The following is a 16,590-nucleotide window of genomic DNA, read 5'->3' as shown; positions in this document are numbered from 1 at the left end:
TCGATGTTTTCAAAAACTTGAATTTTTTTAACCGCACTTAGCTCAATTCTTTGCCTTTTAATTCTGGCACTAAGAAGACTGTCGCCACCATGTCGATCACATAAATCACTGCTAAGAAAGCAATCGCAATGCTGAATGAATACGCAGAGACAATCGCCCCGACAACAACAGGTCCAAAACCACCAACAGCACGGCCTAAGTTAAACAACACATTTTGTGCCGTTGCACGTGCTTCTGTTGGATAAGCTTCTGCCATTAATGCGCCATAACCGCCCATCATACCGTTGACAAACATCCCTAAGAATGCACCAGCCACCAACATAGCGGTTGGGTCAGTTAATTGAGAGTAAGTGATGATGCTGATCACTGCACCAAGTTGGAATAATAAGAAACTTGGTTTACGTCCGATTCTATCGGCTAGACGACCAAAAATCCAAATCCCTGCCATCATGCCGCATACGGTAACAGCCGTCCATAAACCTGATCTCGTTAAACTAAAGCCAAGTTGTTTAGATAAGAAGTTTGGCATCCAAATCATAATGCCGTAGTAACCGAAGTTTTGTACGGAAGTTAGCACTACCACACCAAGGCTCACTTTTGTGGTTGCTTTGTCTTTAATTAAGAGTTTGAAAGATTCCAGTTTGGATGTTTTTTGGGTAGAAAGTGCGGTCTGTTTTCGTGAGAAAATTTCAGGTTCGTGTAAGCGGGTACGTAAATACCAAGCCACAAACGCTGGAAAGATACCGACAACGAACATGCCGCGCCAGCCGATATGTGGAAGCAATACCGGTGTGAGTAATGCAGCGGCTAACACACCGAATTGCCAACCTAATGCCACATAAGAAGCCGCTTTTGCGCGGTGTTTGGCTGGCCAAGCTTCAATGGCTAATGCCATACCGATACCAAATTCACCGCCTAAACCGATGCCTGCAATGGTACGATAAATTAATAAATCCCAGTAGCCTTGTGCGATTGCACATAAACCAGTGAATACGGCGAAGAGTACGATGGTCCAAGTCAGCACACGGACACGCCCGTAACGATCACTTAATGCGCCAAATACGATACCGCCCACCACAGCGCCAACAAGCGTCCAAGTGACTAATGAGCCAGACTGTGCGGGGGTTAAATTAAGATCTGCCGAAATGGCACTAAGCATAAATCCAAGAATAAGAAGATCGAATCCATCCATCGCATAGCCGACAGCTGATCCAACCAAGGCTTTCCAGCCATATTGATTGACGTTTGTCATGATTGAGGTCCCTTTTGCTACTCACGGGTAGCGTTTAAAGTGAAATGATGAGGAAAGAAATTTTCCGACGCGTAGTTTAGAGAAATTGACGGAATTTTGCAAGAATGAGAAAAACAAAGTGCGGTTGATTTTATTCAAGTTTTTATTTTTTCAATAAAATTCGAATTAATAAGGCAATGGCTGCCGCATCGTCTACTAAACCTAACGGACCAAGCACCGCTTCAGGCAAAATATCAATGGGGCTGAACAAATAAATCAGAATGATGGCGATTTTAATTAACTTCGTTTTATTCATAGTCATTGGACGAAAAGAAAAAGATCAGGTAAATTCTACAACTTATCCGAATGGTGAATCATCACAAAACGTTCCCAAAGCTGCTCTTCGCTTTCTTGATGCTCAGGATCTGGCTTGATGCAGTTTGTAATCGGGCAAACTTTTTGGCAGGTTGGCGTGTCATAATGACCGACACATTCCGTACAAAGTACAGGATCGATCACATAGATCTCCTCGCCGATTGAAATTGCTTCATTCGGGCATTCGGGGAGACACATATCGCAGTTTGTGCATTTGTTTGTGATCAGTAACGCCATACCATTCCTTTATATGAGAAAGCGGCGAATTATAGCCGACAAAAGCAAAATTGACAAAATTTAAACAGGATTTTTATGAAAAAACAGGTTTCTACTCTTTCCCTTATTGCCCTTGCTGCATTTAGTATTTGGCAATATTTCACTGAACACAAAAAAGACACAAACCCCGCCCCAACAACTACACAACAACAAAGCCAAAGTGCGGTCAAAAATACCAAAGATTTTGGAAATTATGATGTCATCATGCGCGATGATGCCATTGGACAAAATAAAAACGCCCCTGTTGATTACTATATGTTGGCCTTATCTTGGTCGCCTGCATTCTGTGAAAAACAACGTGCGCAATATGGCAATAATTTACCTGATTCAGCGCAATATCAATGTAGTACAAAAAATCAATTTGGCTGGGTGGTGCATGGCTTATGGCCACAAAATGCGAATGCACGTTCTGTTACGGATCATCCCCGTTTTTGTAAAGGTGATTTAGCACCACTTCCAGTTGAGACCCTCGAACCTTATCTTTCAATCTCGCCAGGCGCAAAATTATTGCAAGGCGAATGGGAAAAACACGGCAGCTGTGCATTTGATTCAGCGGAAGCTTATTTCAAACAAGAGAAAGCATTATTTGAATCACTCTCCTTGCCAAACGAACAATTAAGCCGTAAAGAATTATTTCAATGGATGAAGCAGAATAATCCACAACTAAAAGACGCTTATTTAGGCGCGAGCCATAATGAATTATTCATTTGCTACGACCGCCAATGGCAAGTAATCGATTGCCCTAAATAAGCATAATTCGCTTTTTTATTTGATCTACATCGTTACAACCTAGTAAGATCTAGGTATAATATCCCAGTTTAATTTTAACTAACCCAAGAGGAAAGCTTATGTCAGTAATCAAAATGACCGACTTAGATTTAAAAGGTAAACGTGTATTTATTCGCGCGGACTTAAACGTACCGGTAAAAGATGGCAAAGTGACATCTGATGCGCGTATTCGTGCGACTATCCCGACGTTAAAACTGGCTTTAGAGAAAGGCGCAAAAGTGATGGTTACCTCTCACTTAGGTCGTCCAACTGAAGGTGAATTCAAACCTGAAGACTCTTTACAACCGGTTGTTGATTACTTAAAAGACGCAGGTTTCAATGTGCGTTTAGTACAAGACTACTTAAACGGTGTGGATGTTAAAGAAGGCGAAATCGTTGTTTTAGAAAACGTACGTGTAAACAAAGGTGAGAAGAAAAACGATCCTGAATTAGGTAAAAAATATGCCGCACTTTGCGATGTCTTCGTAATGGATGCATTCGGTACAGCTCACCGTGCACAAGCGTCAACTTACGGCGTAGCGGAATTTGCACCAGTTGCTTGTGCAGGTCCATTACTTGCAGCTGAGTTAGATGCATTAGGTAAAGCATTAAAAGAACCTGCTCGTCCGATGGTTGCGATCGTAGGCGGTTCAAAAGTTTCCACTAAATTAGAAGTATTAAATTCTCTTTCAAAAATTGCTGACCAAATTATCGTGGGTGGTGGTATTGCGAATACTTTTATCGCGGCAGCTGGCCACAATGTGGGTAAATCGTTATATGAAGCAGATTTAATCCCTGTAGCAAAAGAATTAGCCGCAAGCACTGATATTCCAGTTCCAGTTGATGTACGTGTTGGTACTGAATTCTCTGAAACTGCTCCTGCAACAGAAAAATCAGTAACCGAAGTGAAAGATGATGAATCTATCTTCGATATCGGTGATAAATCTGCAGAACAATTAGCTGAAATCATCAAAAATGCAAAAACCGTTTTATGGAATGGTCCAGTTGGCGTGTTTGAATTCCCTAACTTCCGTAAAGGGACTGAAATCATTTCTCACGCGATTGCAAACAGCGATGCATTCTCTATCGCAGGTGGTGGTGATACTTTAGCAGCTATCGATTTATTCGGTATTGCAGATAAAATCTCTTACATCTCTACCGGTGGTGGCGCATTCTTAGAATTCGTTGAAGGTAAAGTATTACCCGCAGTAGAAATTCTTGAAAAACGTGCGAACGGTTAATTAAATGCTTTCTATCCCCTCTGTGCTCATAGAGGGGATAAATATTGACTCTTCAAACGGAGGAATAAATCCTCCAAAACAAAAGGAAACACAACTATGGCTAAATTATTAGATATCGTAAAACCTGGCGTAGTAACAGGTGAGGATGTACAAAAAATCTTTGCTTATGCCAAAGCAAACAACTTCGCGATCCCAGCAGTAAACTGCGTGGGTTCTGACTCCGTAAACGCGGTATTAGAAACCGCTGCTCGTGTGAAAGCACCAGTAATTATCCAATTCTCAAACGGTGGTGCAGCTTTCTACGCAGGTAAAGGTATCAAACCAACAAGCGGTGCTCGTCCAGACGTTTTAGGTGCGATCGCAGGTGCGAAACACGTTCATACTTTAGCCAAAGAATATGGTGTCCCAGTTATTCTGCATACCGACCATGCTGCGAAAAAATTACTTCCATGGATCGATGGCTTACTTGAAGCGGGTGAAAAACACTTTGCAGAAACAGGTCGTCCATTATTCTCTTCTCACATGCTTGACTTATCTGAAGAGCCTATGGAAGAAAACATGGCAATCTGCCGTGAATACCTTGCTCGTATGGATAAATTAGGCATGACTCTTGAAATCGAGATTGGTATTACCGGTGGTGAAGAAGACGGCGTGGATAACTCAGATGTAGATGAATCTCGTTTATATACCCAACCATCTGATGTGCTTTATGTTTACGATCAATTAAACCCTGTAAGCCCTAACTTTACCGTTGCGGCTGCATTCGGTAACGTACACGGTGTTTACAAACCAGGTAACGTAAAATTAAAACCATCTATTTTAGGTGCATCACAAGAGTTCGTTGCAAAAGAACGCAATCTACCAGCAAAACCAATCAACTTCGTTTTCCACGGTGGTTCAGGTTCTAGCCGCGAAGAAATCCGCGAAGCAATTAGCTATGGTGCAATCAAAATGAATATCGATACTGATACTCAATGGGCTGCATGGAATGGTATCTTAAACTTCTATAAAGCAAATGAAGCTTATCTTCAAGGTCAATTAGGTAACCCTGAAGGTCCTGATGCACCAAACAAAAAATACTACGACCCACGTGTTTGGTTACGTAAAATGGAAGAATCAATGTCTAAACGCTTAGAGCAATCTTTCGAAGACTTAAACTGCGTTGATGTTTTATAATCCATAAAAATAGACTAAAATAAGACCGCACTTTCTAGTGCGGTTTTTTATTTTACATAACCTAAATATCGACCATAATCTATGCAAATAACAAAACAAAATTGGTTAGTAACCCTAATAAACTTCGCGGTAACGCTTTTCTTCCTTTCGATATTTATTGTCAAGGGGGGATATAATGCTGCACCTGCTCTACTGATGTTAATCGGTTTAGGTTATGGCGTTTATGCTTTAATCAAGAAACCGCTTTTAAACTTATCAAAAGTTGATAAATATTTAATTTATAGCTACCTTTTTTATTTTGTTACCTTTGTGCTTTCTCTCAGTATTAATGGGGGGAAAATGCGCGATCTTGATACTGCAAGCCGCGTCATTTTCTTTGTTCCTGTTTTACTTTTATTATTAAAATACCCTATCAAAACTTGCGTTTTGAGTTACTCTATTCCGCTTGGTAGTATTATTTCCCTTTGCGTAGCACTTTATGATAAATTTATCTTGAATCTACGCCCCGAGCAAAATCCTCGAATTATGCATATTCAAGGGGGTGATATTTCTATGTCATTAGGTATATTTAGCCTAATAATTGCCCTCTATGCCCATCAGAAAAAAGACATAAAGTTAACCACTCTTAGTGTTATTAGTGGTTTATGTGGCATCGTAGGAAGTTTGCTTTCCACCGCTCGAGGTGGATGGGTTGCATTACCCGTCTTACTTATTGTTATCCTTTATATTTATCGTCATTCTCTTTCAAAACGTTTTTTCCTGACTTTCTTTGGAATTATTGTGGTCGAGGGCATTGGCATTAGTCAAATGCCAAATAACCGTATCATGGAACGAATTAATGTTGCTCAAAAAGATATCCAACTTTATCTAGACAAAAATAATGGCAACACCTCTCTAGGTGCTCGTTTTGAAATGTGGAAAAGTGCGATTGCAATGGCGAAAGAAAAGCCGTTATTTGGTTGGGGTATTCAAGGCGCAACAGAAAAACGTAAGCAAGAAACGAAAGAAAAAATTGCTACGGGTAATATTGGACAATTTACTCATGCTCATAATCAATATTTAGACGACCTATCCAAACGAGGAATTGTCGGATTACTTGCTTTGCTTGCTGTTTTATTTATTCCTCTACGTGCCTTTATGAAAAAGCTGAATACCACGAATGATGAAGTCAAGCTGATTGCAACGTTAGGCGTTGCCCATGTTTTATCTGTGATGATTTATGGCTTAAGCCAAGGTTTCTTGGTACATAATTCAGGTACTATTTTTTACTTTTTCTTAACAATTGTGTTTTATGCTGCAATACGAACACACCAGAAGGCAGAATAATGAAAATTTTAGTCATTCGTAACGATAAACTGGGCGATTTTGTTCAAGCATTTCCGGCTTTTGCGATGTTAAAAGCCTCAAATTCTACGCTAAAACTGACTGCACTTGTGCCAGCTTATACAGCCCCATTGGCTCAAATTTGCCCCTATTTAGATAATGTTATCATTGATAGTGCTAAAAACGATAAAGCGGACTTCAATCGTCTTGTTAAAGAAATCAAAGAGCAGCAATTTGATGGCATGATTAGCTTCTTTTCCAATACCCATAACGGTAAATTAGCCTGGAAAAGTAGGATTCCTTATCGTCTTGCACCCGCAACAAAATGGGTGCAAATCCTTTATAACCATCGTTTAACACAACGCCGTTCACGTTCAGAAAAATCTGAAGCAGAATACAATCAAGATTTGGCTCGGGCGTTCTTAAAGAAACATAACATGCCGATTGTGGAACCCAAACCACCTTACCTTTCACTTCCTGAAAGTGCGGTTAAAAATCAACGTGTTTTTCTTCAAGAACAATTCGGTTTATTGGGAGACAAAAAATGGGTGTTTGTGCATAGCGGAACAGGTGGTTCAGCAACAAGTCTCTCATTGTCACAATATGCTCAATTAATACAAGGCTTGTTAAGCGAATTTGATTGTCAGATTATCTTAACGGCAGGACCAGGTGAAAGTGAAAAAGCCCATGAGTTAGCAGCAAAAATCGATAGCCAAAATGTGATTGTTTACGATAAGAATAAAGGGTTAGTGGATTTTGCACACTCTCTGGCTTGTGCAGATTTATTCATTGCGGGTTCCACTGGACCATTGCATTTAAGCAGTGCATTTAATGTACCTACAATTGGATTCTATCCAAACAGTCGCTCATCTCAGCCTCGTCGTTGGAAGCCGATTAATGATGCAGATAAACATCTTGCTTTCTGCCCGCCAAAAGGGAAAGACGAAATGAATTTAGGCTTAATTTCGATTGATGATGCCTTAGTGGAGATTATCCCCTTCGTGCGGAAGATGTGGCAAGCGAGCAATTGAGTTTAAGCACAACTGCACAATCCAACCTATTGCGGCGGCAAAAACAACGGTACCTATTCCAACTGTGCCGCCGAGGAGATAACCTAGCACACAAACCGACACTTCAAGGCTTGTTCTCACAATGCCTACTTTTAAATGAAGGCGTTGACAAAGCCCCACCATTAAACCATCCCTCGGACCTGCTCCTTGATGACAGGTTAAATACAATGCCGTTCCTAATCCATAAAGCAAAAGCCCAATTCCACCGAATAAAATTCGGTTAAAAAGTGCGGTTGGTTCTGGCATAATTTTCGTGGTTAAGCCAAGGAAAAAGGCAATCACAATAATATTCAGAATGGTGCCAAGCCCAAGCCTTAATTTTAGGGGAATCCAGGCTAACATCACCAAACAGCTAATCCAAAATGATGACCAACCGATACTCACCTTAGCTTGTAATGCCACACCTTGAGAAAGCACGGTCCAAGGTGAAGACCCCAAATTAGCAAGCACAATCAAGCCATCTCCAATGCCCAGAATTGCCAATGCAAATAAGAGCATCGACATCGTTTTACCTTCGACTGACCATAGCGATTTGGCTGCCCAACTAGTGTGAGGAATCACCCGTGCTTTTTTCATATTATTCCTGTTTATGTTTAACGCCGACATCATAATGGGAAACCCAATAAAACCCAAACATTTTAACGTCATATGATATAACCGAATTGACTGATAAATATCATAAATGTGATGCAGATCACATTGTCAAAATTGTCATCACTCATTCGCTGACTTAAAATAAGCTACCCTTTTTAATCAGGACATTATTATGCTTGCATCTCTTCAAGATATTTTGGATACCGTAAAATCCAATACACTCACCTATCAACAAAAACTCATGTGTTTAGGCAATATTGCCGAGCGATTATTTGATCCTCGTGAATTATTAGGCTACACAGATGAAGAATGGCAATTCCTTCAGAATCAAATGATCTGTGATTTAAATGAAGGCTATGCGATTTATCGCCCTCGCTATATTTTGCCGGATTACAATGTGTATATTAAAAAAGGCTGTGAATTCCTTGAATTGCCGCCACCAAAAGATCTTGATGAAGTATTAGATGGCTTATTGATTTTATATTCCCATGTGCCCTCCATTACCACATTCCCAGTTTACATTGGGCGTTTAGACATGCTACTTGATCCGTTTATTACCGATGAAAAACAAGACTACATCAAAATTAAACGCTTCTTAAATCATGTGGATAAAACTGTGCCGGATTCATTCTGTCATGCCAATATTGGACCTTATGACACCAAAGCGGGGCGTTTGATTTTAAAAGCGGTGATTGAGTTGGAAGCACCAACACCCAATATGACCATTCGTTACGATAAGAGCAAAACAAGTCGTGAATTTGCAGAATTAGCGGCAAAAGCTTGCTTATTGGTTTCTAAACCGTCGTTTGCCAATGATGCTTACTATATTTCTGATTTAGGCGAACAATATGGTATTGCAAGCTGCTACAACGCGCTTCCTGAGTGTGGTGGCGCTTATACCCTCACCAGACTACGTTTGGGTACCATTGCACGTGCCTGTAAAACCGTGGATGAAATGGTCAATGAGCTTTTACCTCGTGTCGCAAAATGTGCACTTTCCACCATGGATAAACGCCATAAATTTGTAGTAGAAGAAAGCAACTTCTTCAATACCTCATTCCTCGAAAAAGAAGGTTTTATCAAACGGACCAATTTTACGGGAATGTTTGCCATTGTTGGTCTCGCAGATGCGGCAAATCATTTATTGCAACAAGAAGGATTAAACGAAACCTTTGGTAAAAGCCAACGCGGTGACGAAATTGCGACCTTGATTATGGATAAATTAAAAGAAGTCACGGATAACCATGACGGCGTGTATGCTGAACGCACTGGCAACCGTTATTTATTACATGCTCAAGTAGGCGCTAGCAATCATGAAGAAGATAAACGTAATGCACCAGCACATCGCATTCGTGTAGGTGAAGAACCAACATTATTAGCTCATTTAAAACAATCAGCACCATTCCATAAGTACTTCCCATCAGGTACCGGTGATTTGTTTGCCTTTGACCAAACCTATGTGGATCATTTAGATGCTGTTGTCGATATTATCGATGGTTCATTTACACAAGGTTACCGCTATATCACCACTTACCTTAAAAACACCGATTTGATTCGTGTAACGGGCTATTTGGTGAAGAAAAGCGAAGTGGAAAAATATCGCAAAGGTGAAGTAGCATTACGTGATACCACTTGGTATGGTTCGGGTACCGATGATTGTGCACAAGTGTTTGACCGTCAATTACGCGATGAACAAGATGTAAGTGCAAGCTAGAAAAAAAAAGTACGGTCGAAAAATTCTTTGTTTTTTGACCGCACTTATTCTTTTTCAGCCTTTTCTAAAATCGCTTTGTGCTCTCGAATCAATGCCATAAACGGCTGCCCAAAGCGTTCCAATTTGATCGCCCCCACCCCATTAATTTGTAGCATTTCAATATTACTTGTTGGCATATATTGCGCCATTTCCTGCAACGTCGCATCGTTAAAGACAATATACGGTGGAATATTTTCTTTATCCGCAAGTTGCTTCCTTAAGAAACGCAAACGAGCAAACAGATCTTTATCGTAATTTGCCACCGTATTTTTATGAGACGTATGCACAATTTTATTAATGGATGAAATGCGCGGCATCGCCAATTCAAGCGGCACTTCGCCTTTTAAAACAGGGCGAGCGCTTTCTGTGAGCTGAAGCGTTGCACTATTAAACTCACCGATCACTTGTTGAATAAAACCAAGATGAATCAGTTGTCGAATCACAGATTGCCAATGTTCTTTGCTTTTATCTTTACCAATGCCATAAACACTTAACTTATCATGTTGGCGTTCTACAATTTTTTGATTATGCATCCCTCGCAATACCGCAATCACATATTGCACACCGAAACATTGACCCACACGATAAATCGTCGACATCACTTTTTGCGCATCAATTAAGCCATCATATTTCTTTGGCGGGTCAAGACAAATATCGCAGTTTTGACAAGGCGTTTGACGATATTCACCAAAATAATTAAGTAACACTAAACGACGACAAGTCTGACTTTCAGCAAATTCACCAATGGCTTCCAATTTATATTGCTCAATTTGACGTTGCGGCGTCTCTGGTTTTTCAAGCAGAATTTTCTGTAACCAAGCATAATCAGCCGGTTCGTAGAAAAGTACCGCTTCCGCAGGTAAATCATCTCGCCCCGCACGACCGGTCTCTTGGTAATATGATTCAATGCTTCTCGGCAAATCAAAATGGGCGACAAAACGCACATTGGATTTATTAATCCCCATGCCAAACGCAATCGTCGCAACCACAACTTGAACATTATCTCGTTGGAAATCTTGCTGAACGCGTTCACGTAGTGCAGTTTCCATTCCCGCATGATACGCTGCAGCCGAGACGCCTTTATTTCGTAAAGTTTCTGCTATACGTTCCACTTTCGAACGGCTATTGCAATACACAATGCCGCTTTTTCCTTTTTGAACCAAGACAAAACGCGTAAGCTGTTCCATCGGCTTAAACTTTTCTTCCAACGTATAACGAATATTCGGACGGTCAAAACTGCCAATGTATTTATGAGGATTATCTAATTTAAGATGAGTGAGAATATCCTGTCTCGTCGCGTAATCCGCTGTTGCCGTTAATGCCATAATTGGCGCATTTGGAAACGCCGCTTTTAAGCCACCAAGTTGGGTATATTCAGGACGAAAATCATGCCCCCATTGCGAAATACAGTGTGCTTCATCAATGGCGATAAAGGAAATTTGAGCATAAGAAATCAGCTGAAAAAAGCTGTTTGTCATCACTTTTTCAGGCGAAACATACAACAATTTTAATTGACCTGAAATGAGCTTATTTGCAACTTGCTGTTGTTGTTCTGGCGTCTGACTAGAGTTTAGAAAATCGGCTTCAATGCCGTTTGCTTGGAGTTGATCCACCTGATCTTTCATTAACGAAATCAAAGGCGAAATCACTAATGTGAGACCTGGAAAACAAAGTGCTGGAATTTGATAACACAAGGATTTACCATTTCCTGTGGCCATCACCACTAAGGCATCCTGACCGCTTAACGCAGCATGAATCACTTCTTCCTGCCCTTTGCGGAAAGATTGGTAACCAAAAACAGACCGCAACGTATTAAGTGCGGTCGTTTTTAAGTCTGTTTTTTGCGGGGCATGTTCCGCGAGTTCGGCCATTAGAATGTTACCGTTTCTCCGTGAGCAGCAACTGCCTCAGTTAAAGAATCCCAAAAGCGTTTACCATCATTTGCCACCCAATCATTGTTTTTATAGGCAAAATGAAATCCACCCAGGCGACTCGCAAGCCAAAGCTCAAGAAGCGGTTCTTGCTTATTAATGACGATTTGTGAGCGATCATCAAATGTGATTGTAAATACCGACCCTTGCGTTTCGCAATCCACATCACAATCTTGATTCTCTAACGTTTCTTCAATTTTTTGCCAAACCTGTTCAATATTTTGGTGAAATTCTGCAACATTCATAAAATTTTCCGATTAAATCTGATAGAATGCCGTGAATTATAAAGCCTTTCGCCTCGTTGGCAAAGGCAGATTTTACTTATTAGAGAGATTGAAAAATGAAAAAATTACTTTCTATTTTATTACTCAGTGCATTCTGTACTTTAGCGACAGGTTGCGGTGTAAAAGGGCCATTATATTTCCCTGAAAAAGAACAACCTCAAAATACACAAAAAACACAATAAAAACTGACCGCACTCAAAGGATTCGTCATGGATTTTTTCCAATATAAAAACGAGCAACTTTATGTTGAAGATTTGCCCGTCAAACAACTCGCTGAAGAATTCGGCACACCACTTTATATTTATTCTCGTGCCACACTTGAACGCCATTGGCATGCCTTTGATTCCGCTTTAGGAAAGCATCCACACTTAATTTGTTATGCCGTTAAAGCCAATTCTAATATTGGAATATTGAATGTCATGGCAAAATTAGGCTCTGGTTTTGATATCGTTTCGCAAGGCGAATTAGAACGCGTATTAGCAGCAGACGGAGAAGCATCAAAAGTTGTCTTTTCTGGCGTGGCAAAATCTCGCGCAGAAATTATGCGAGCATTAGAAGTAGGTATTCGTTGTTTTAATGTGGAATCTGTTGCGGAATTACATCACATCAACCAAATTGCGGGTGAAATGGGAAAAATTGCGCCTATTTCTTTACGTGTAAACCCCGATGTCGATGCGCATACTCATCCTTACATTTCTACGGGGTTAAAGGAAAATAAATTTGGTGTGAGTGTAGATGAAGCACGTGAGGTATATAAATTAGCAGCAACCTTACCTCATGTGAAAATTACGGGTATGGATTGCCATATTGGCTCTCAGCTGACTGAATTACAACCCTTCTTAGATGCAACGGATCGCCTCATTCGTTTAATGGAACAATTAAAAGAAGATGGCATCACGTTAAAACACTTAGATCTCGGTGGCGGTTTAGGCGTAACTTATACTGATGAAACACCACCTCATCCAAGTGATTATGCTGCTGCGTTACTGAATAAATTAAAAAATTATAAAGATCTCGAAATTATTTTAGAACCAGGTCGAGCGATCGCGGCGAATGCAGGGATTTTAGTGGCGAAAGTTCAATACTTAAAAAGTAATGAAAGCCGTAACTTCGCGATTACCGATACTGGCATGAACGATATGATTCGCCCTGCACTCTATGAGGCTTATATGAATATAATTGAAATTGACCGCACTTTAGAGCGTGAAAAAGCCATTTATGATGTTGTTGGCCCAGTATGTGAAACCTCTGATTTCTTAGGTAAACAGCGCGAGCTCGCCATTGCTGAAGGGGATTATATTGCTCAACGCTCTGCCGGCGCCTATGGTGCAAGTATGTCTTCAAACTATAATTCTCGTCCACGTACAGCAGAAGTGTTAGTAGATGGGGACAAGGCTCATTTAATTCGCCGCAGAGAAAATCTTAGTGAGTTATGGGCACTAGAAAGCATCGCGAAATAAATAGATTGAAAGAAAAACGGTCAAGATATAGGTCTTGACCGTTTTTGTATGACTAAATAATTCGAGAGAATTGTTGTCGTTTTGCCGCAGCTCTTGAATAGGTATCAAAGCATAAACAAATATTACGGATTAATAAGCGACCTTTAGGCGAAACTTGTAAGCCTGTTTCCGTTTCAGAAATTAATCCATCTTCAAGTAATGGTTGTAATAACTGTAAATCTTCAGCAAAGTGCTTTTTGAAATCAATATTATATTGTTTTTCAATTGGTGCAAAATCAAGCTTAAAGTTACAAATCAACTGCTTAATCACATCACGGCGTAAGCAATCCTCTTCTGTCATCGCTAAACCTTTATGTAATGCGATTCCTGAATTTTCCACATCATGGTAATAATGTTTTAATTCTTTTTGGTTTTGAGCATATGTATCCCCCAATAAACTAATGGCTGATACACCTAAACCAAGCAAATCACATTCTTCTTGCGTGGTATAGCCTTGGAAATTTCGATGTAGAACACCTTTCTCTTGAGCAATCGCTAATTCATCATCGGGTTTAGCAAAATGATCCATACCGATAAACTTATAGCCTGCATTACCTAAGGTTTCGATCGTTTTCTGTAAGATCTCTAATTTAGTTTCCGGTGGCGGTAATTGATCTTCTTTAATTTTTGCTTGTCCCGCAAATCGACTTGGTAAATGAGCATAGTTAAAGATACTTAAACGATCTGGATTTAATTCAATCACTTTATGTAATGTAAACATAAAGCTTTCCACATTTTGAAGTGGCAATCCATAAATTAAATCAAGGTTAGTCGATTGGAAACCTAACTCACGAGCACGAACAAGTAATGCATTCACAAACTCTTCATCTTGTTCACGGTTTACCGCTTTTTGAACCGCTTTATTGAAATCTTGTACACCCATGCTAATTCGGTTAAAACCAATATTGCGTAAATGATCAAGCATGTCGAGCTCAATTTCGCGTGGGTCCATCTCAATACTGACTTCTGCATTATCCGCAATCGTAAAATGATCTTTAAGCATCTTCATTAAACGAGCAGATTGTTCTTCTGTCAAATAAGTCGGTGTACCGCCACCCCAATGCACTTGAGTCGCAACACGATTTTTGAATAATTCTGAACGCGCTTTGATTTCTTTTTCAAGGTAATCAAGATAAATATCCGCCTTATGTTGATGACGAGTAATTACCTTATTACAGCCACAGAAATAGCAAAGTTTGTGACAAAACGGAATGTGTACGTAAAGGGAAAGTGGTCTTTCCGGATAACGATTAGCCGCTGCAATAAAATCTTCGTTTGTGTAACTTTCATTAAATTCTAATGCAGTCGGATAAGATGTATAACGAGGTCCTGATTGGTTATATTTTTGAATTAACGCAAGATCCCAAATAATTTCAGACATTAAGCTTCCCCAAATTTCTCTACGTCATTTAAAAACTGACGTAACTCCAACATAATTTCTTCTTCAAATTTTGCTTCTGCACTTTCTCGCTCAAGATCGAGTTTCATTCTTTCTTTTTTTAACAATGCTTTCCGAGCTTCATGCGTAGGCATTTCTTTCACAATATTATAAAGTGCATACATCGCTTGATATGGCTGCAAAGATTGTCCAAAAGGGAGTAAAAGCATTGATAAACGAATTACCCCTTCTGAATGGTTACAATCTCCATTTTGCATCGCTTTAGCGATAATTACCATACTCTCTTTTAGGCGTTTTGTACGCGCTATTTTAGCCTGTTTAATGAGAGTGTTTTGATGGTATAACTTCCTAAGTAATTTGAAAGCATAAAATGATACGCCAGCAATAATTCCCAAAGCAATAATACTTAAAATAATCGACCACATGACAATTATCTGAATTGGTTGATATCAATTTTCTCGAAGGTTCGATAGAGATCATCCTCTGTCTCATCTTCATCTTGAATACCTAATTCTTCCATTAATTGAGCAATACGATCTAAGCATTCATCCACAAATTGTTGATCAGCTTTACTAATCGTTTTGCCTTCATCTAAGGCATCCAATAATTCATTTAGAATTTCATTATTTTCTAAACGCTCTAACTCAACTTCAGGCGCAAGTTTTTTCGGTTCTTTTACTGCTGGAATTGTCATCCCTTTCTCAGGCTTATTCACAAATTCAACAATCAGTGGAACCTTTTTACGGCTACCAATACGCGGATCTTTTTGTTCAACGACTTGATTATGTTTATTTTGCTCAGCATTACTATGACGAGAACCAGATGCTAAACCTTTATGTTTACGTTTTTTCTTATCTTCTCTTGCTTTAGCGTCTAATTCATAACGTGTTAATTTTTTACCTGATAGCTTCGGTGCTTCAGGCTTCTTATCTGATTTACGAATTGGCATAATATCGCTAATTTTACGAGTTTTCTTTTTACGAGCCATTTGTGTTATTTATCCTATAAAAAATTTTGGTGATTGTACCATTCCACCTCTATTTTCTCATTAAAAGATTTAAACATCTTTACTAAAACTATTCTGATTTTGACCGCACTTTTACTTTATTAAAATCAAATCTAAAAACAAAAACCCCAAGCTCTTCAGCTCGGGGTTCACATTCAGTACCTGGCGGTGTCCTACTCTCACATGGGGAAGCCCCACACTACCATCGGCGCATCGGCGTTTCACTTCTGAGTTCGGTATGGGGTCAGGTGGGACCACCGCTCTATCGCCGCCAGGATTATTCCTTTAATAACTTCTTCTATCTCTTTCTGCTCTCACTATCTCTAGTGCTCACAACCAAACAAGCTGATTTACTTCAAAACTTTCTCTTTATTCTCTGAGTTTCGTCTTTTTATCACTACAACACCCAAAACCCTTGAGCGTTGTATAGTTAAGCCTCTCGGGCAATTAGTATCTGTTAGCTCAACGGCTCGCACCGCTTACACACCAGACCTATCTACGTCTTAGTCTTAAACAACCCTTACAGATTTTAAATCTGGGAGAACTCATCTCTTGGCAAGTTTCGTGCTTAGATGCTTTCAGCACTTATCTCTTCCGCACTTAGCTACCCGGCAATGCGTCTGGCGACACAACCGGAACACCAGTGGTGCGTCCACTCCGGTCC

At 39.9% G+C, this 16,590-nt stretch carries 17 protein-coding genes and 2 rRNA genes; 8 read left to right on the top strand and 11 right to left on the bottom strand.

Annotated features, from left to right (window positions below):
• Nucleotides 1-37: 37 nt before the first annotated feature.
• From DPV95_RS02300 to DPV95_RS02290, 3 genes are all read right to left on the bottom strand, one after another.
• The gene (locus tag DPV95_RS02300; protein WP_049368273.1) at nucleotides 38-1,252 is read right to left on the bottom strand and encodes an MFS transporter; all 1,215 of its coding nucleotides are present in this window, start codon (nucleotides 1,250-1,252) and stop codon (nucleotides 38-40) included.
• A 142-nt stretch (nucleotides 1,253-1,394) separates the two neighbouring features.
• The gene (locus DPV95_RS02295; RefSeq protein ID WP_005696968.1) at nucleotides 1,395-1,547 is read right to left on the bottom strand and encodes a DUF1232 domain-containing protein; all 153 of its coding nucleotides are present in this window, start codon (nucleotides 1,545-1,547) and stop codon (nucleotides 1,395-1,397) included.
• Between the two features lie 35 nt (nucleotides 1,548-1,582).
• Nucleotides 1,583-1,843: a YfhL family 4Fe-4S dicluster ferredoxin gene (locus DPV95_RS02290; protein WP_014064693.1), complete on the bottom strand. Its 261-nt coding sequence runs from the start codon at nucleotides 1,841-1,843 to the stop codon at nucleotides 1,583-1,585.
• 75 nt (nucleotides 1,844-1,918) lie between these two features.
• Here DPV95_RS02290 and DPV95_RS02285 point away from each other — a divergent pair, with 75 nt between their 5' ends.
• The 5 genes from DPV95_RS02285 to DPV95_RS02265 all read left to right on the top strand — a co-directional run bounded on the left by DPV95_RS02285 (nucleotide 1,919) and on the right by DPV95_RS02265 (nucleotide 7,421).
• Entirely contained in the window at nucleotides 1,919-2,632 is a 714-nt protein-coding gene (locus DPV95_RS02285) for a ribonuclease T2 family protein (protein ID WP_049368274.1), read from the top strand.
• 98 nt (nucleotides 2,633-2,730) lie between these two features.
• Nucleotides 2,731-3,891: a phosphoglycerate kinase gene (gene pgk / locus DPV95_RS02280; protein WP_005696971.1), complete on the top strand. Its 1,161-nt coding sequence runs from the start codon at nucleotides 2,731-2,733 to the stop codon at nucleotides 3,889-3,891.
• A gap of 96 nt (nucleotides 3,892-3,987) precedes the next feature.
• A complete protein-coding gene (fbaA, locus tag DPV95_RS02275) occupies nucleotides 3,988-5,067 on the top strand; it encodes a class II fructose-bisphosphate aldolase (RefSeq protein WP_005699675.1) in 1,080 nt (359 codons plus the stop codon).
• A gap of 81 nt (nucleotides 5,068-5,148) precedes the next feature.
• On the top strand, nucleotides 5,149-6,393 hold the full coding sequence (locus tag DPV95_RS02270) for an O-antigen ligase family protein (RefSeq protein WP_049368275.1): 1,245 nt from the start codon (nucleotides 5,149-5,151) through the stop codon (nucleotides 6,391-6,393).
• A complete protein-coding gene (locus DPV95_RS02265; RefSeq protein WP_111406599.1) occupies nucleotides 6,390-7,421 on the top strand; it encodes a glycosyltransferase family 9 protein in 1,032 nt (343 codons plus the stop codon). The genes DPV95_RS02270 and DPV95_RS02265 overlap by 4 nt, the downstream gene beginning before the upstream one ends.
• On the opposite strand, the gene yczE is transcribed toward DPV95_RS02265, so the two are convergent.
• Complete coding sequence (yczE, locus tag DPV95_RS02260) at nucleotides 7,371-8,036, bottom strand: membrane protein YczE (RefSeq protein WP_049368277.1); 666 nt, start codon at nucleotides 8,034-8,036, stop codon at nucleotides 7,371-7,373. The genes DPV95_RS02265 and yczE overlap by 51 nt on opposite strands.
• Before the next feature lie 190 nt (nucleotides 8,037-8,226).
• On the opposite strand from yczE, the gene DPV95_RS02255 reads away from it, so the two are divergent.
• A complete protein-coding gene (locus tag DPV95_RS02255; RefSeq protein ID WP_111406598.1) occupies nucleotides 8,227-9,768 on the top strand; it encodes a YjjI family glycine radical enzyme in 1,542 nt (513 codons plus the stop codon).
• A gap of 44 nt (nucleotides 9,769-9,812) precedes the next feature.
• On the opposite strand, the gene recQ is transcribed toward DPV95_RS02255, so the two are convergent.
• Nucleotides 9,813-11,678, bottom strand: a complete 1,866-nt coding sequence (gene recQ, locus DPV95_RS02250; protein ID WP_111406597.1) for a DNA helicase RecQ — start codon at nucleotides 11,676-11,678, stop codon at nucleotides 9,813-9,815.
• Complete coding sequence (gene cyaY, locus DPV95_RS02245) at nucleotides 11,678-11,983, bottom strand: iron donor protein CyaY (protein ID WP_070868500.1); 306 nt, start codon at nucleotides 11,981-11,983, stop codon at nucleotides 11,678-11,680. The genes recQ and cyaY overlap by 1 nt, the downstream gene beginning before the upstream one ends.
• A 95-nt stretch (nucleotides 11,984-12,078) precedes the next feature.
• On the opposite strand from cyaY, the gene lptM reads away from it, so the two are divergent.
• Together lptM and lysA are read left to right on the top strand one after the other, a co-directional pair.
• The gene (gene lptM / locus DPV95_RS10590; protein WP_005697346.1) at nucleotides 12,079-12,204 is read left to right on the top strand and encodes an LPS translocon maturation chaperone LptM; all 126 of its coding nucleotides are present in this window, start codon (nucleotides 12,079-12,081) and stop codon (nucleotides 12,202-12,204) included.
• Nucleotides 12,205-12,231: 27 nt separating this feature from the next.
• Complete coding sequence (gene lysA, locus DPV95_RS02235; RefSeq protein ID WP_111406596.1) at nucleotides 12,232-13,482, top strand: diaminopimelate decarboxylase; 1,251 nt, start codon at nucleotides 12,232-12,234, stop codon at nucleotides 13,480-13,482.
• A gap of 52 nt (nucleotides 13,483-13,534) precedes the next feature.
• Here the strand turns inward: lysA and hemN are convergent, their stop codons facing one another.
• The 5 genes from hemN to DPV95_RS02210 all read right to left on the bottom strand — a co-directional run.
• Nucleotides 13,535-14,902, bottom strand: a complete 1,368-nt coding sequence (gene hemN / locus DPV95_RS02230) for an oxygen-independent coproporphyrinogen III oxidase (protein ID WP_049384077.1) — start codon at nucleotides 14,900-14,902, stop codon at nucleotides 13,535-13,537.
• On the bottom strand, nucleotides 14,902-15,345 hold the full coding sequence (locus tag DPV95_RS02225) for a DUF2489 domain-containing protein (RefSeq protein WP_049384078.1): 444 nt from the start codon (nucleotides 15,343-15,345) through the stop codon (nucleotides 14,902-14,904). The genes hemN and DPV95_RS02225 overlap by 1 nt, the downstream gene beginning before the upstream one ends.
• Nucleotides 15,346-15,350: 5 nt before the next feature.
• Nucleotides 15,351-15,908: a Der GTPase-activating protein YihI gene (gene yihI / locus DPV95_RS02220; RefSeq protein WP_049384079.1), complete on the bottom strand. Its 558-nt coding sequence runs from the start codon at nucleotides 15,906-15,908 to the stop codon at nucleotides 15,351-15,353.
• A 178-nt stretch (nucleotides 15,909-16,086) separates the two neighbouring features.
• A 5S ribosomal RNA gene (rrf, locus tag DPV95_RS02215) occupies nucleotides 16,087-16,202 on the bottom strand.
• A gap of 150 nt (nucleotides 16,203-16,352) precedes the next feature.
• Nucleotides 16,353-16,590 (bottom strand): 23S ribosomal RNA (locus DPV95_RS02210); the annotation flags it as partial.

This window comes from Haemophilus parainfluenzae (genome assembly GCF_003252755.1).
GTDB classification, from domain to species: domain Bacteria; phylum Pseudomonadota; class Gammaproteobacteria; order Enterobacterales; family Pasteurellaceae; genus Haemophilus_D; species Haemophilus_D parainfluenzae_N.
Note: the sequence above shows the minus strand (reverse complement) of the source record. Positions and strands in the feature narration are given on the sequence as shown.

What these genes read in the sequence shown, in the direction of transcription:
- lptM (WP_005697346.1), top strand. Translation starts at nt 12,079, where the DNA reads ATGAAAAAATTACTTTCTATTTTATTACTCAGTGCATTCTGTACTTTA.
- fbaA (WP_005699675.1), top strand. Translation starts at nt 3,988, where the DNA reads ATGGCTAAATTATTAGATATCGTAAAACCTGGCGTAGTAACAGGTGAG.
- yihI (WP_049384079.1), bottom strand. Translation starts at nt 15,908, where the DNA reads ATGGCTCGTAAAAAGAAAACTCGTAAAATTAGCGATATTATGCCAATT.
- DPV95_RS02285 (WP_049368274.1), top strand. Translation starts at nt 1,919, where the DNA reads ATGAAAAAACAGGTTTCTACTCTTTCCCTTATTGCCCTTGCTGCATTT.
- cyaY (WP_070868500.1), bottom strand. Translation starts at nt 11,983, where the DNA reads ATGAATGTTGCAGAATTTCACCAAAATATTGAACAGGTTTGGCAAAAA.
- pgk (WP_005696971.1), top strand. Translation starts at nt 2,731, where the DNA reads ATGTCAGTAATCAAAATGACCGACTTAGATTTAAAAGGTAAACGTGTA.
- recQ (WP_111406597.1), bottom strand. Translation starts at nt 11,678, where the DNA reads ATGGCCGAACTCGCGGAACATGCCCCGCAAAAAACAGACTTAAAAACG.
- DPV95_RS02290 (WP_014064693.1), bottom strand. Translation starts at nt 1,843, where the DNA reads ATGGCGTTACTGATCACAAACAAATGCACAAACTGCGATATGTGTCTC.
- DPV95_RS02300 (WP_049368273.1), bottom strand. Translation starts at nt 1,252, where the DNA reads ATGACAAACGTCAATCAATATGGCTGGAAAGCCTTGGTTGGATCAGCT.
- yczE (WP_049368277.1), bottom strand. Translation starts at nt 8,036, where the DNA reads ATGAAAAAAGCACGGGTGATTCCTCACACTAGTTGGGCAGCCAAATCG.
- DPV95_RS02255 (WP_111406598.1), top strand. Translation starts at nt 8,227, where the DNA reads ATGCTTGCATCTCTTCAAGATATTTTGGATACCGTAAAATCCAATACA.
- hemN (WP_049384077.1), bottom strand. Translation starts at nt 14,902, where the DNA reads ATGTCTGAAATTATTTGGGATCTTGCGTTAATTCAAAAATATAACCAA.
- lysA (WP_111406596.1), top strand. Translation starts at nt 12,232, where the DNA reads ATGGATTTTTTCCAATATAAAAACGAGCAACTTTATGTTGAAGATTTG.
- DPV95_RS02225 (WP_049384078.1), bottom strand. Translation starts at nt 15,345, where the DNA reads ATGTGGTCGATTATTTTAAGTATTATTGCTTTGGGAATTATTGCTGGC.
- DPV95_RS02270 (WP_049368275.1), top strand. Translation starts at nt 5,149, where the DNA reads ATGCAAATAACAAAACAAAATTGGTTAGTAACCCTAATAAACTTCGCG.
- DPV95_RS02295 (WP_005696968.1), bottom strand. Translation starts at nt 1,547, where the DNA reads ATGAATAAAACGAAGTTAATTAAAATCGCCATCATTCTGATTTATTTG.